This is a genomic window from Plantactinospora siamensis (genome assembly GCF_042434095.1).
Lineage (GTDB): Bacteria > Actinomycetota > Actinomycetes > Mycobacteriales > Micromonosporaceae > KBS50.
The window spans coordinates 316,016-330,251 of record NZ_JBHLUE010000002.1; the positions used below are offsets into that span (position 1 = coordinate 316,016).

Annotated in this window: 14 protein-coding genes and 1 pseudogene; 8 read left to right on the forward strand and 7 right to left on the reverse strand. The window is 72.5% G+C overall.

The genetic code is table 11. The features are described from left to right. Positions 1-116: 116 nt before the first annotated feature. Positions 117-1,103 carry an SDR family NAD(P)-dependent oxidoreductase gene (locus ACFFHU_RS03000; protein ID WP_377335384.1) on the reverse strand — a complete coding sequence of 329 codons (987 nt, stop codon included), beginning with the start codon at positions 1,101-1,103 and terminating at the stop codon, positions 117-119. A gap of 55 nt (positions 1,104-1,158) precedes the next feature. Here ACFFHU_RS03000 and ACFFHU_RS03005 point away from each other — a divergent pair, with 55 nt between their 5' ends. Next, the gene (locus ACFFHU_RS03005) at positions 1,159-1,554 is read left to right on the forward strand and encodes a MerR family transcriptional regulator (protein ID WP_377335386.1); all 396 of its coding nucleotides are present in this window, start codon (positions 1,159-1,161) and stop codon (positions 1,552-1,554) included. Positions 1,555-1,641: 87 nt separating this feature from the next. Here the strand turns inward: ACFFHU_RS03005 and ACFFHU_RS03010 are convergent, their stop codons facing one another. The 5 genes from ACFFHU_RS03010 to ACFFHU_RS03030 all read right to left on the reverse strand — a co-directional run bounded on the left by ACFFHU_RS03010 (position 1,642) and on the right by ACFFHU_RS03030 (position 5,218). Then, entirely contained in the window at positions 1,642-2,919 is a 1,278-nt protein-coding gene (locus ACFFHU_RS03010; protein WP_377335388.1) for an RNA polymerase sigma factor, read from the reverse strand. Positions 2,920-3,015: 96 nt separating this feature from the next. Then, the gene (locus ACFFHU_RS03015) at positions 3,016-3,405 is read right to left on the reverse strand and encodes a YciI family protein (protein WP_377335390.1); all 390 of its coding nucleotides are present in this window, start codon (positions 3,403-3,405) and stop codon (positions 3,016-3,018) included. Between the two features lie 105 nt (positions 3,406-3,510). Then, a complete protein-coding gene (locus tag ACFFHU_RS03020; RefSeq protein WP_377335392.1) occupies positions 3,511-3,855 on the reverse strand; it encodes a nuclear transport factor 2 family protein in 345 nt (114 codons plus the stop codon). Positions 3,856-3,860: 5 nt separating this feature from the next. Next, a complete protein-coding gene (locus ACFFHU_RS03025) occupies positions 3,861-4,175 on the reverse strand; it encodes a hypothetical protein (RefSeq protein WP_377335394.1) in 315 nt (104 codons plus the stop codon). Positions 4,176-4,276: 101 nt separating this feature from the next. Next, positions 4,277-5,218 (reverse strand): L,D-transpeptidase, encoded by a 942-nt coding sequence (locus ACFFHU_RS03030; RefSeq protein ID WP_377335396.1) that lies wholly within the window; start codon positions 5,216-5,218, stop codon positions 4,277-4,279. 152 nt (positions 5,219-5,370) lie between these two features. On the opposite strand from ACFFHU_RS03030, the gene ACFFHU_RS03035 reads away from it, so the two are divergent. Beyond that, complete coding sequence (locus tag ACFFHU_RS03035) at positions 5,371-6,339, forward strand: ABC transporter ATP-binding protein (RefSeq protein WP_377335398.1); 969 nt, start codon at positions 5,371-5,373, stop codon at positions 6,337-6,339. Further along, positions 6,336-7,145 (forward strand): ABC transporter permease, encoded by an 810-nt coding sequence (locus ACFFHU_RS03040; RefSeq protein WP_377335400.1) that lies wholly within the window; start codon positions 6,336-6,338, stop codon positions 7,143-7,145. Before ACFFHU_RS03035 ends, ACFFHU_RS03040 begins: the two co-directional genes overlap by 4 nt. A 94-nt stretch (positions 7,146-7,239) precedes the next feature. Here ACFFHU_RS03040 and tnpA read toward each other — a convergent pair. After that, positions 7,240-7,593: pseudogene (tnpA, locus tag ACFFHU_RS03045) on the reverse strand (IS200/IS605 family transposase). Here tnpA and ACFFHU_RS03050 point away from each other — a divergent pair. The 5 genes from ACFFHU_RS03050 (at position 7,540) to ACFFHU_RS03070 (ending at position 14,132) form a co-directional block, all read left to right on the forward strand. Continuing rightward, positions 7,540-8,871: an RNA-guided endonuclease InsQ/TnpB family protein gene (locus tag ACFFHU_RS03050; protein WP_377336038.1), complete on the forward strand. Its 1,332-nt coding sequence runs from the start codon at positions 7,540-7,542 to the stop codon at positions 8,869-8,871. The pseudogene tnpA and the gene ACFFHU_RS03050 overlap by 54 nt on opposite strands. Beyond that, positions 8,868-10,031 carry a sensor histidine kinase gene (locus ACFFHU_RS03055; RefSeq protein WP_377335402.1) on the forward strand — a complete coding sequence of 388 codons (1,164 nt, stop codon included), beginning with the start codon at positions 8,868-8,870 and terminating at the stop codon, positions 10,029-10,031. The genes ACFFHU_RS03050 and ACFFHU_RS03055 overlap by 4 nt, the downstream gene beginning before the upstream one ends. Next, entirely contained in the window at positions 10,028-10,663 is a 636-nt protein-coding gene (locus ACFFHU_RS03060; RefSeq protein WP_377335404.1) for a response regulator, read from the forward strand. The genes ACFFHU_RS03055 and ACFFHU_RS03060 overlap by 4 nt, the downstream gene beginning before the upstream one ends. A 176-nt stretch (positions 10,664-10,839) precedes the next feature. Beyond that, a complete protein-coding gene (locus ACFFHU_RS03065) occupies positions 10,840-11,589 on the forward strand; it encodes an ABC transporter ATP-binding protein (protein WP_377335406.1) in 750 nt (249 codons plus the stop codon). Then, positions 11,586-14,132: an ABC transporter permease gene (locus ACFFHU_RS03070; RefSeq protein ID WP_377335408.1), complete on the forward strand. Its 2,547-nt coding sequence runs from the start codon at positions 11,586-11,588 to the stop codon at positions 14,130-14,132. Before ACFFHU_RS03065 ends, ACFFHU_RS03070 begins: the two co-directional genes overlap by 4 nt. The last annotated feature ends 104 nt before the right edge of the window (positions 14,133-14,236 follow it).

Consider the following 14,236-nt stretch of genomic DNA (forward strand, 5'->3'; position numbering starts at 1 on the left):
CCGCGGTCGGTCCCGGGGATCGTCAAGCGGTCAGTGCGGGTCGTTCAACGGTAATGGTCGATCTATCGTCTCAGGCGGCGATGGTCGGGTGGTTCTGGTCGGGCGGCGGCGGTGGTTCAGTCCGTGGTCGGAATGTCGAGGCCGGTCAGTGCCGCCGACAGCGCCCAGAGCCGGCGCGCGTCTTCCCGGTCGGCTCTCTCCGCCGCCGGATCCGGCTCGACGATGCGGCAGTCGGCGCAGTAGTCGCCGCCGTGACCGGCCAGCTCCGGCGACGTTGCGGCCCAGGCCAGGGTGGCCGCGCCCTGCTCGGCGGTGCTGAACAGGCCGGGGGTCGACCGTCCGGCGGCGTCGATCCAGCCGGCCGCCATCATCTCCGCGTCGGTGAGATGGCGTTGCAGCGGCGTGCGGACCCAGCCCGGGTCGACCGAGAAGGCGTGCAGCCCGTGCCGGCGGCCGAGCCCGTCGAGGTGGCGGGCGAACAGGATGTTCGCCAGCTTCGACTGCGCGTACGCCGCCCACTTGTCGTACCCGCGCGCGAACTGCACGTCGTCCCAGCTGATCCGCCAGTCCGGGTTCCGCCCGGAGGAGACGGCGACCACCCGGGCCGCCCCTTCCCCGACGGTGAGCGCCGGCCACAGCAGGTTCGTGAGCGCGTAGTGGCCCAGGTGGTTGACGGCGAACTGCGCCTCCCAGCCCTGGCCCACCCGGGTCTCCGGGCAGGCCATGACGCCGGCCGCGGCGACGAGGATGTCCAGCGCCGGGTGGCGGCGCTGGATCCGCTCGGCGAACGCCCGGACCGAGGTGAGGTCGGCCAGGTCGAGCCGCTCGACCTCGACGCCGGCGACGCCGGCCAGGGCGGCGGAGGCGGTCTCGGGCCGGCGGGCCGGGACGATCAACCGCGCGCCGGCACCCGCGAGCGCCCGTGCGGTGGCCAGCCCGATGCCGGAGTAGCCGCCGGTCACCACGGCCGTCCGGCCGGTCAGGTCGATGCCGGCGAGCACATCGGCGGCCGTTCTCGCCGCGCCGATTCGGGCTTCGTCGGTGTTCGCGTCGTCGGTGTTCGTGGCGTCGGTGTTCGTGGCGTCGTCGCTGTCGTTGGTCATGGCCGGCGACGCTAGGTGCTATACCGCGGTCTAGGTCAAGGGCTAGCGTCGGTCCATGGCGGATGGCCTGTTGAGTATCGGCGAGGTGGGGCGGCGACTCGGCCTCAGCGTGCACACCCTGCGGCTGTACGAGCGCGCGGGCCTGCTGGCCGACCCGGTGCGCCGGGACGCCGGCGGCCGGCGGGTGTACGACGCGGCGGCGGTCGAATGGCTCGGCAACTGCGTCAAGTTCCGGGCCACCGGGATGCCGCTGGCCACCCTCGGCCGGCTCGCCGAGCTGGTCCGGGCGGGCGACGGCAACGAGGTCGAACGGCTCGACCTGCTGCGCGAGCACCGGGAGCGCATCACCGAGCAGCTGGAACGGCTGCACGACTGCCTCAAGCTGGTCGACGCCAAGGTGGACGGCTACGAGCGGCACCTGGCCGCCGGCGCCACCGGCGACCCGTGGTAGCGGCCCTTACCGCTCGACGGCAGTCGGGCGTTAAGAGGGGGCCCCTGCTATACCGAAAACGATAAGAAGGGGCCCTTCCTTACTTCCTTACAGCTCGGCGGCGCGGGTGAGCAGCAGGGTGCGCTCGCGGGCGTTGCGGGTCAGCCCGGCCGCGCGCTCGAACTCGGCCCGCGCCTCGGCGGCGCGGCCCAGCCTGGCCAGCAGGTCGCCGCGCACGCTGGGCAGCAGATGGTACGACCGCAGCGCCGGATCGTCGGTCAACTGGTCCACCAGCTCCAGCCCGGCCGCCGGCCCGTACGCCATGCCCAGCGCGACGGCCCGATTCAGCTCGACCACCGGCGACGGCGCAACCCGGGCCAGCAACTCGTAGAGCGCGGCCATCCGGACCCAGTCGGTCTGCTCGGCCGTGGGGGCCCGGGCGTGGCAGGCCGCGATGCCGGCCTGCAGCGTGTACGGGCCGGGCACCTCGCCGGCGCGGTCGGTCAGCTCGGCGGCCCGGTCCAGCGCGGCCAGCCCGCGCCGGATGTGCAGCCGGTCCCAGCGGTGGCGGTCCTGCTCCAGCAGCCGGATCGGGCTGCCGTCCGGGCCCGTCCGGGCGGCCGCGCGCGACGTCTGGATCTCCATCAGCGACACCAGCCCGTGCACCTCGGGCTCCTTGGGTGTGAGGGTGGCCAGGATCCGACCCAGCCGCAGCGCCTCGGCGCACAGCTCGGGGCGCATCCAGTCGTCGCCCGCGGTGGCCGAGTAGCCCTCGTTGTAGATCAGGTAGATGACCTCGAGGATCGACGACAGCCGGGCCAGCCGCTCGGCGCCCTGCGGCACCTCGAACGGCACCCCGGCGTCGCTCAGCGACCGCTTGGCCCGCACCAGCCGCTTGGCCACGGTCGGCTCGGGCAGTAGGAATGCCCGGGCGATCTCGTCGCTGGTCAGCCCGCCGATCAGCCGCAGGGTGAGCGCCACCCGCGCCTCGGTGGACAGCACCGGGTGGCAGGAGACGAACATCAGCCGCAGCAGGTCGTCCTCGATGCGCTCCTCGGCGGCCGCGTCCAGGGCCGCCACCCCGGTGTTCGGCGCGGTGGCGAGCTCCTGGCCGACCTCGGTGAGCTTGCGGACGTACCGCTGCTGGCGCCGGATGCTGTCCACGGCCCGGCGCTTGGCCACGGACATCAGCCAGGCGCCCGGATTGCGCGGGACGCCCTCCCCGGGCCACTGTTCGAGCGCGGCCACCAGCGCGTCCTGGGCCAGCTCCTCGGCCAGGCCGACGTCGTTGACCAGCCGGGCCAGCCCGGCGATCAGCCGAGCCGACTCGATCCGCCAGACCGCCTCGACGGCGTCCGTCGCGCGCCTGCTCCCGGCTCCCGTCACCCACCCATTCCAGCACCCACCGGAGCAGGGGAAAGGAAGGGCCCCTTGTTATCGCTTTTCGTATAGCAAGGGCCCCCTGTTAACGCCTGGTCGGGGTCAGTCGCGGTCGGCCAGCTGCGGGTACGGCTCCTCGACGGACGAGGCGGACTGGCGCACCTCGACGACGGCCTCCTGGTCGCCGGAGACGGCCTTGTCGACCGGGCAGCGCGAGGCCCACTCGATGGCCTCCTGCCGAGACTTCACGTCGATCAGGTAGTAGCCGGCCACCAGCTCCTTGGCCTCGGCGAAGGGGCCGTCCACCACCGTGCGCTGGCCGTTGGAGTAGACGACCCGGGCGCCGAGCGCGCTGGAGAACAGGCCCTTGGCGTCCAGCAGCACACCCGCCGCGGCCAACTCGGCGCTGAACTGGTTCATCGCCTCGATCAGCTCGGCCGGCGGCGGGGTGTCCGGGGTCGAGTCGCCCTTGAGCAGCAGCATGAATTCCATCGGTCGGTCTCCTTCGTAGGCAGGCAGGCGCGTTGCCTGTTCTACCAGTGCGTCGACCGGCAGGGTTGCCAGCAGGACAGCGCGGCGGAGAATTGTCCGACGGCGTCAGCTCGCGCCGTCGTACCGGCCGCCGAAGAAGACCTGGACCTCGACGATCCGGCCGTCCTCGACGGTGATCAGCTCGGTGTTGCGGTGTGTGTCGCCGTCCGGCAGCTCATATTCGTACGTGGCGTACACGTCCCGGTCGTCCGCCTCGGCGACGTGCAGCAGCCGCCAGGTCCGGAACCGGCTCGCCGTCGGGAAGCAGCGCTCGAAGAACGCGGCCCGGTCGATGTGGTCGTCCTGCGGGCTGGTGAACCGCAGCTCCGGGCCGTACAACGGCTCGGCCGCCGCGCGATCTTCCTGCCGGTACGCCTCGAAGGCGGCGCGCACCACGTCGGCATTGCTCATGCCCGTCAACCCTCCCGGGTGAGCCGCAGGTAACGGTCCTTGGCGACGAGTCGCCAGAGCGCGGCGAGCGGGCCACCGTTCGGTTCGACGCGCAGCCGTACCTCCCTGCCCGCCCCGACCTCGAACTTCAGCTCGCGGCTGCCCGCCCGACCCAGCCGGACCCGCGCCCGGTGCCCGCCCGGCGCGACCACCAGGCGCAGCTCGTCGCCGGCCCGGACGGTGCCCCGGTCGGCGGCGTCGATGAGCACCTGGTACGCCTGATCCCGGTCCCGCGCGGCGCCGGGCGGGCGGACGAAGACAACTGTGGCGGCGACCGTCATGCCAGGAATGATCGCCCCACCGGCGGGCGCCCGCAATTCAGCCGCGCCACGGCTCGGCTCCCGCGTCGGGCCGCGGCCTCCGCGTCGCGTCGCGGCTCGGGTCAGCGGTCGACCACCACGACCTCGGTGCCGGAGATCAGCTCGGCCAGCAGTTGCCGCTGGCCACTACGGGTGAGCCGGATGCAGCCGTTGCTCACGTTCTGCCCGAGGGTGGCGTCGGTGTACCAGGTGTGGATGCCGGTGTGCGCGCCGCGCAGCCCGGCCGGCACCTTCCCGGGGAAGTCCGGGATGGCGCCCAGCGCGAACACGTCGGTGTCCGCGTACACCTTCCCGGCCAGCCGGGACCGGCCCAGGACGAAGGTGCGGCCCAGCGGGGTCGGTGTGGCGGCCTCGCCGAGCGTCACCCGCCAGGTGTTCACCGCTTGGTCGTCGCGCAGCCAGGTGAGCTTGTGCGACCGCCGTTCCACCACGACCAGGTCGCGCAGGGTCACCGTGTCCCAGCCGCCGGGCGGCACCCAGGCAATCGTGCGGTTGACCGACGGCAGCAGCACTGCCGCCCAGCCGGCCCGCCGCTGCACGATCGGCATGGTGAGCTGGACGCCGGAGATGGTCGGGGCGAGGAAGGCGCGCGGCTTGCCGCCGGGGGCGTCATACGCGGCCACCCGGGCGGTCGGGTGCAGCCCCTCGCCGAGCCGGGTGGTCGACTGGGGGTCGGGATCGGCAGGGAACCCCTTCGGGGCCGGTCCGTAGTCGATCACGGGGAGGAAGGCCGGCGCCGCCGCGGCCGGAATGGACGCCTCGGTGGTCGGCACGGGCATGCTCGGCGCCGCCGATCCGCCGCCCGCCCCGGGCTGCGGCCCCGACCACTGTGGCGCGTCTTTGCCGCGGTGGGGCAGGACCGTGGCCGCGAGGCCGCCGAGCAGGGCGAGCGCCGCGATCACCGCGACGGGCAGCCACCACCGCCGCCCGCGCGCCGCATCCGATCTGGACGGCGTCGCGGCGGGCTCGGAAGTCACGTCCAGATCCGGAGGTACGGCAGCCACCCCTCGATCCTAGGCCCAGCCGCCAGCCCCCTTCATGATCGGCGCGGGAGGCGGGGGCATGACGAGTGTCATGGGGGGAGGGTGAAAAAGTCATGGGTCGGTCGTGATGGTCGGCCCCGGGTTCGGGGGGCGTTCCGGACGACAGTTATGGCATGACAACGAGCACGCAGCTATCACCGGTCGCCGGTCCCACCGGCACCCCGACGCCGGCCGTCGCCATCGACGGCCTCACCAAGACGTTCGGCCCGGTCCGCGCGGTAGACGGGATCAGCCTGCGGATCCAGCCGGGCGAGGTGGTGGCCTTCCTGGGTCCGAACGGCGCGGGCAAGACCACCACCATCGACATGCTGCTCGGCCTGGCCCGCCCCACCAGCGGCACGGTGAGCCTGTTCGGGCAGCGCCCGGCCGACGCCGTCGCGTACGGCCGGGTGGCCGCCGTCATGCAGACCGGCGGCCTGCTCAAGGACCTCACGGTGGCCGAGACGGTGAAGATGACGGCCGGCCTGTTCGGTTATGCCCGGCCGGTCGCCGAGGTGCTGGCCCGGGCCGGCATCGCCGACATCGCCAACCGGCTGGTGGGCAAGTGCTCGGGTGGTCAGCAGCAGCGGCTGCGGTTCGCCATGGCGTTACTGCCGGATCCCGATCTGATGGTGCTGGACGAGCCGACCACGGGGATGGACGTCGAGGGGCGGCGCGAGTTCTGGAACGCGATCCGCCACGACGCCCAGGGCGGCCGGACGATCCTGTTCGCCACGCACTATCTGGAGGAGGCCGACCAGTACGCCGACCGGATCGTGCTGATCAGCCGCGGTCGGATCGTCGCCGACGGCACCACGGCCGAGGTCAAGGCGCTGGCCGCCGGGCGTACCGTCCGGGCCACGCTGCCCGGCGCGGACCAGGTGCGGCTCGCGGGCCTGCCGGGCGTCGACTCGGTCGAGGTACGCGGCGACACCGTGCTGCTGGCCACCCGGGACTCGGACGCGGTGGCCCGGCACCTGCTCACCGCCACCGACGCGCGGGACCTGGAGATCACCTCCCGCAACCTCGAGGACGCGTTCATCGCCCTCACCTCCGACGACAACGCCAGCACCGCCAACGCCGAGACCGGGAGCGCCCGATGAGCACCACCGCCGCCACCACGTCCACCGCCGCCCGCGTCGCCACCCGGGAGCGCCGGGTGCCGCCGATGGGCGGGTTCAGCCTCAACCTGCTGTTCCTGGAGATCCGCCGGGTGCTGCGCAACCGCCGTACGATGATCTTCATCCTGATCATGCCGGCCGTGTTCTTCCTGCTGTGGGGACTGCCGCAACGCGGCCAGCAGTTCGCGAACGGCTCGCCGGTCACCGCGTACATCATGATCAGCCTGGCCGTGTACGGCGCCCTGGTGGCCACCACCAGCGGCGGCGGCATGGTGGCCGTCGAGCGGGCCCTCGGCTGGAGCCGCCAGCTGCGGCTCACCCCGCTGCGCCCCGCCGCGTACGTGGCCACCAAGGTTTTGACGGCGATGTCCCTGAGCCTGGTGGCGGTGCTGGTGGAGTTCGTCGTCGGCGCCGTCAGCGGAGTCCGGATGGCGCCGCACATCTGGATCGAGGCCGGGCTGGCCGCCTGGATCGGCTCGCTGGTCTTCGCCGCCTTCGGGCTGTTCGTCGGCTACCTCTTCCCGGCCGAGAACGTCACCCAGTTCGTCGGCCCGATCCTGGCCATCCTGGCCATGTTCGGCGGACTGTTCGTCCCGCTGGAGGTGCTGCCGCACGTCATCCAGACGATCGCCAAGTTCACCCCGGTGTACGGGGTCGGGTCGATCGCCCGCAGCCCGCTGACCGGCAGCGGCTTCACCGCCACGGCCGTGGCCAACGTGCTGGCCTGGACCGCGGTGTTCGGGTTCGGCGCGGCCCGGTTGTTCCGCCGGGACACCGCCCGGGTCTAACCCCGGACGCTACCTGAATGCGGGCCCAGTGCTCCGGCCTTTAGGGCGGGGGTGAGGGCCCGCGCTGGGTGGGCTGTTAGGCCCGGGCAGTGGCTTAACGGGGATGGTTCTGCTGTTCGATGTACTGCTTCACGACGTTCAGTGGTGCGCCGTCGACGGAGCCGGCGAAGTACGGCGTCGGGAGGAGACACCTTTGCGGGAGTTGACCAGCCGGGTCACGGCGACTTTGGGTGGGAAGGTGACCAGTAGGTGCACGTGGTTGTTGTCGCCGTTGAACTCGATCCACTCGGCTTCGAAGTCGGCGCACACGTCCCGCATGATCGCCTTCATCCGGGTGAGGTGCCGGTCAGTGAACACCTTGTGCCAAAACTTTGTCACGAAAACCCAGGTGGACATGCATCGCGGAAACACGGTGTCTATCGGTCCGGATGCCGGCAAGTTCAACCATGAAGCGACATATACGGTGTTCTTCGTGCAGCTGCGTTACCACTTCCGCGTGTACCCGACGCCCGGCCAGCAGATCGCGCTGGCCAGGGCGTTCGGGTGTGCGCGGGTGGTGTTCAACGACGGACTGCGCCTCCGCCAGGCGGCGCGGGAGGCGGGCGAGAAATACATCTCCGACGCAGAGTTGTCGCGCCGTCTGATCAGCGAGGCGAAGCTGACGCCCGAGCGGGCCTGGCTCGGTGAGGTGTCGGCGGTGGTGTTGCAGCAAGCCCTCGCGGACCTCAACACCGCGTACCGCAACTTCTTCGCCTCGATCTCGGGCACGCGCAGGGGCCGCAAGGTGGGCCCGCCGAGGTTCCGGTCCCGCAAAGACAACCGGCAGGCGATCCGGTTCACCAAGAACTCCCGGTTCCGCGTGCTGAACAACGGCCGGCTGCGACTGCCGAAGATCGGCGATGTGGAAGTCCGCTGGTCGCGGGTCCTGCCATCCGACCCGTCCAGCGTGGCGATCATCCGGGACGCGGCCGGACGGTACTTCGCCTCGTTCGTGGTCGCCACGACGGACGAGCCGTTGCCCGAAGTGGAGCCGGAGGTCGGGATCGACCTGGGGCTGACGCACTTCGCGGTGCTCTCCGACGGCACGAAGGTCGCCGCCCCAAAGTTCCTGCGCCGCGCGGCCCGCAAGCTCAAGCGGCTGCAACAGGCCCTCTCCCGCAAGCAGAAGGGGTCGGCGAACCGCAAGAAGGCCGTCGTCAAGGTCGCTCGCGCGCATGCGCGGGTGGCCGACACTCGGCGGGACTGGCAGCACAAGCTGTCCACGGCGATCATCCGTGACAACCAAGCGGTGTACGTCGAGGACCTGTGCGTCGTCGGTCTCGGCCGCACGAGGCTCGCCAAGTCTGTGCACGACGCGGGATGGGCCAGTTTCACCGCCATGCTGCAGTACAAGGCCGCCCGGTACGGGCGCGTCTTCGCCCGGGTGGACCGGTTCTTCCCATCCACCCGTATGTGCTCGCAGTGTGGCCGCATCAGCCAGAAGATGGCGCTCAATATCCGGGCGTGGGACTGCCTCTGCGGAGCAGCCCACGATCGGGACGTCAACGCCGCCATCAACGTGCTCGCCGCTGGACAGGCGGAGAGTCGAAACGACCGTGGAGCGCAGGTAAGACCGGAACGTGTTCCGGCACCGCGCAGCGAAGCGGTAACCCACCCGCACGCCGCGTGTCCCACACGCAGCGTGGAGGGAATCTCCGCCCTTAGGGCAGAGAGGATGTCAAGGTGAGCACCGTGACCAAGCAGGCCGAGCCGCCGCAGGAGGGATTCCAACATCCCAAGCGGTGGCTCGGCATGCTGTTCGCCGGCGTCTGGCTGTGGTTCCTCGCCAGCCCCGCCACCGCCATCTGGGACCACCCGCGGCTGCCGGTGCGGGTGCTGTCCATGACCTCGCTCGTGGCGTTCGCCGCGCTGTACGTCTACGCCTTCATCACCGGCCGGGGCTACCGGCGCGAGCTGCGGACGATGCGGCCACGCCGGGCCTGGACGCTGCTCGGGTCGCTGGTCCTGCTGGCCCTGCTGGTGGTCCCCGGCGCCGGCCCGCAGGCGATGGGCACCGTGGTCTATCTGGCCGCCGCCGCCATGTTCCTGCTGCCGATGCGGCCGGCCGTCGCGGTGGGCGTGGCGATGGCCACGCTGCCCCTGGTGGTGCCGCTCTGGCTGCCCGCGTGGCGGTCACAGCAGGTCGTCTCGTTCGCGGTGGTGATGGCCGCGCTGGCGATCTTCGGGATCACCCGGATGGTCGACCGCAACGCCGAACTGCTCGCCGCGCACTCGGAGATCCGCCGGCTCGCGGTGGCCGAGGAGCGCGCCCGGGCCGCCCGGGACCTGCACGACATCCTCGGCCACTCGCTCACGGTCATCACCGTGAAGGCCGAGCTGGCCGGCCGGCTGCTGGAGATCGACCCGGCCCGCGCCGCCGGTGAGGTGGGCGACCTTGAGCGGCTGGCCCGGGAGGCGTTGGCGGACGTGCGGCGCACCGTCGGGGCGTACCGGGAGGTGTCCCTGGCCGAGGAGCTGGCCAGCGCGCGGTCGGCGCTGTCCGCGGCGGGCATCGCGGTCGAACTTCCCGGTACGATCCCGGACCTGCCGCCGGAGCGGAACGAGCTCTTCGGCTGGGCGGTCCGGGAGGGGGTGACCAACGTGGTGCGGCACAGCGGCGCCCGGCACTGCGCGATCCGGGTGGAGCCGGAACTGGTCGAGGTGCGCGACGACGGCCGCGGGCCGGTCACCCCGGACGGCACCGCCGAGCCGGCCGGGGTGGGTGGGCACGGCCTGCGCGGGCTGCGGGAACGGGCCGACAAGCTGGGCGGTCAGCTCGGCATCGGCCGGACCGGCCCGCGCGGCGGGTTCGTGCTGCGGATAAGCACACCGGCCGGTGAGTCGTGACCGGACCCATCCGGCTGCTGCTGGCCGACGACCAGGCGCTGGTCCGGGGCGCGCTGGCCGCGCTGCTGTCGCTGGAACCGGACCTGGACGTGGTGGCCGAGGTCGGCCGCGGGGACGAGGTACGCGACGCCGCGTTGCGGGCCCGGCCCGACGTGGCCCTGCTGGACGTCGAGATGCCCGGCATGGACGGCATCGCGGCCACCGCGGCGCTGCGCGAGGCCGTTCCGAGCTGCCGGGTGCTGGTGGTGACCACCTTCGGCCGGCCCGGCTACCTGCGGCGGGCCATGGAGGCCGGGGCGAGCGGCTTCGTGGTCAAGGACACCCCGGCCCGGCAGCTGGCCGACGCCGTCCGGCGGGTCCACGAAGGACTGCGGGTGGTGGATCCGACGCTGGCGGCCGAGACCCTGGCCACCGGCCGCAGCCCGCTCACCGAGCGGGAGACCGAGGTGCTGCGGGCGGCCCGGGACGGTGGCACGGCTGCCGACCTGGCGCGCAAGCTGCACCTGTCCGAGGGCACGGTCCGCAACCACCTCTCGGCGGCCATCGGCAAGACCGGCGCGCGGACCCGGGCCGGCGCGGTCCGGGTGGCCGAGGAGAACGGCTGGCTGCTCGGCGAGGGCGACCGGTCCTGACCGCGGCCGGTCCTGACCGCGGCCGACCCTGACCCGGCCGGTCTTGACCCGGCCGACCCTGAGCCGGAGATCCGGCGCGGGTAGGTGATCCATCGGGGTCGTCCTACTTCAGGAGTACGCGGGCCGGGCACCGCAGGCCGACGTCCCGGACCGGCCGCCGAAAATAGCGTCATGGCATGACCGCGAACCTGACCGTCGCGACCCGCGCCGCGGTGTCGATCAACGAACTGACCAAGGTGTACGGCAGCGGCGACACCGCCGTGACCGCGCTGGACCGGGTGAGTGTGGACTTCGCCCGGGGCCACTTCACCGCCATCATGGGACCGTCCGGCTCCGGCAAGTCGACGCTGATGCACTGCGCGGCTGGCCTGGACACCGCCAGCCGCGGCAGCATCCGGCTGGGCGACGAGGAGCTGACCCGGCTGCGCGACTCGGCGCTCACGAGGCTGCGCCGGGACCGGATCGGCTTCATCTTCCAGGCGTTCAACCTGCTGCCCACGCTCACCGCCGCGGAAAACATCCGGCTGCCCATGGAGTTGGCCGGGCGCCGGCCGGACCCCGCCTGGCACGACCAGATCGTCGGCGTGCTCGGGCTGGCCGACCGGCTCGCCCACCGGCCCGCGCAGCTGTCCGGCGGGCAGCAGCAGCGGGTCGCCTGCGCCCGGGCGCTGCTGGCCCGGCCCGAGGTGATCTTCGCGGACGAGCCCACCGGCAACCTCGACTCGCACTCCTCGGCCGAGGTCCTCGGCTTCCTCCGGCGCAGCGTTCGCGACCTCGGCCAGACCATCGTGATGGTCACCCACGACCCGGTGGCCGCCTCGTACGCCGACCGGGTGGTGCTGCTCTCCGACGGCCGGCTGGCCGGCGAGCTGACCGAGCCGACCACCGACACCGTCCTCGACGCGCTCCGCCGGCTGGGGGCATGATGCTGCGCACGACGCTTCGCGGGCTGCTGGCCCGCAAACTGCGCCTGGTCGCCACCGCGCTCGCCGTGGTGCTCGGCGTCGGCTTCGTGGCCGGCACCCTCATCTTCGGCGACACCATGAAGGCCGCCAGCTACGACAAGTTCGCCCGGGAGGCCAGCAACGTCGACGTGTCGGTGCGGCCGCCCGACAGCAAGTCCGACCAGCCGGCCGAGCTGCCCGCCGGCACGGTCGACGCCGTCCGGTCCGTACCGGGTGTCACCGCCGCCGACGGCCGGATCGAGCGGTACCTGCCGCTGCTGGACCGGCGCGGCAGGCTGGTCGGCAACGACGGCAGCCCCGGCGTCACCATCTCGGCCGGCAGCGAGCCACGGCTGCGCCCGTACGACGTGGCGGCCGGCCGGGTGCCGACCGCGCCCGGCGAGGCGGCGCTGGACGCCGAGACCGCCACCCGGACCGGTTACCGGATCGGTGACCAGATCACGGTGCTCGACCGGCGGCAGGCACGGCACCAGCTCACCCTGGTCGGCACGGTCGACTTCGGTTCGGCCAAGCGGTACGCCGGGCAGGCCGTGGTCGTGCTGCCGCCGGACGGGATCGCGGCGCTCACCGGCGCCGGCGGGGTGCAGCAGGTGGTGGCCGTCGGCGGCGGTGGCGTGTCGCAGGCCGAGTTGGCGCGCCGGGTGGCGGCCGCGCTGCCGGCGGCCCAGCACGCCCGGGTGCAGACCGGCGCCGACTACCGGTACGCGCTGGCCGACGACGCCACCAACCAGTTCGGGGCGTTCCTCACCGTGCTGCTGGTCTTCGCCGGCATCGCCTGCGTGGTGGCCGCCTTCGTCATCTACAACACCTTCAACATCCTGATCGCCCAGCGCGTCCGCGAGCTGGCTCTGCTGCGCTGCGTGGGCGCCGGCCGCCGGCAGGTGTTCGGCTCGGTGTTGCTGGAGGCGGCGGTGGTCGGCCTGCTGGGCGCGGCGTTCGGCCTCGGCCTCGGGCTGCTCGCTGCGTACGGTCTGTTTTCCGGGGCCAACGCGCTCGGCGCGGAGCTGCCCCGGCACAGCCTGGTGCTGACCGCCACCCCGATGGTGGTGGCCGTGCTGCTCGGCGTGCTGGTCACCATGGCGGCCGCGCTGGTGCCGGCGTTCCGGTCCACCAGGGTGGCGCCGCTGGCGGCCCTGCGCGGCAGCTCGGCCACGGCCGTCACGGGGGTCCGCCGGCGGGTGCTGCTGATCGTGGCGGCCGCCGTGATCGCCGCGATCGGCACCGCGCTGACGCTGCTGGGCTCGCGCGGGCACGGCGATCCGAAGGTGGCCACCATCCAGGTGGTGGCCGGCGGGCTGGTGAACTTCCTCGCCATCCTCGTGGTGTCGCCGCTGTTCGTCGGGCCGCTGACCGCCGCGCTGGGCTGGCTGCCGGGCCGGATCTTCGGTACGCCGGTGAAGCTGGCCTCGGCCAACGCCCGCCGCAACCCGGGGCGGGCCGCCGCCACCACGGCCGCGCTGATGATCGGGGTGGGGCTCATGTCGGCGGCCACCGTGGCGGTGAACACCGTCCGGCACACCGCCGAGCACCAGTTGGACGCCAACTTCCCGATCGACTACCTGATCCGGTCGGTGGACGAGCGGAGCGGCGGCGTACCGGTGGACGTGGCCGCCCGGCTGCGCCAGCAGGACCGGTTGTCGCTGGTGACCGAGGTACGCACCGAGCCGGGCCAGCTGAACGGCGCCCGCCTGGACGTGGGCACCTTCGACGACTCGGGACTCTCGACGCTGCTCCCATCGCAGCTGACCGCCGGGTCGGCGCCGGGACCGGGTTCCGTGGTGCTGTTCAGCGGCGCGTCCCCGAACATCGGCCACCACGTCGGGGACCGGGTGACGGTGACCGGGGCCGGCGGGCGCAAGCAGACGTTCACGGTGGCCGGACTGGCGGGTGGCACCTCCCAGACGGGGGACGTGATGCTGCGCTGGACGGACTTCGCGGCGCTGTATCCGAAGGTCAGTCAGGACGACAGCGTGCTGATCAGGGCCGCTCACGGCGTGTCGCCGGTGGACTCGCGGAGCGCGGTGGAGGCGGTGACCAACGACTTCCCGCTGACCAGCGTGCTGAGCCTGGCCGACTGGCGGGGGCAGATCACCACGGCCGTCGACCAGCTGATCACGGTGATCGCCGCGCTGCTCGGGGTGGCCATCATCATCGCGCTGATCGGCATCATGAACACGCTGTCGCTGTCGGTGCTGGAACGCACCCGGGAGTCGGCGGTGGTCCGGGCGCTGGGCCTGACCCGGTTCCAGCTCCGGCTGACGTTGCTGGTCGAGGCGTTGCTGATGGGCGCGGTCGGCGCGATCGTCGGCATCGGCTTCGGGGTCACGTACGGGCTGCTCACCTCGCGGGTGATGTTCTCCGGGATCCGGCCGATCATCACCGTGCCGCTCGGCGAGCTGGCCGCCTTCCTCGGGGTGGCCGTGGTGGCGGCCGTGCTGGCCGCGGTCCTGCCCGCCCGCCGCGCCGCCCGCGCCTCCGTGGTCTCCGCCATGGCCGAGGTCTGACCCCCAGCCCTCCCATCCGCCCCTTCGGTCCGTTGATCTGGAGTTAGCGGTGTTTTTGATCTACAAACGCCCGCTAACTCCAGATCAACGTGTGCATGGGGAGA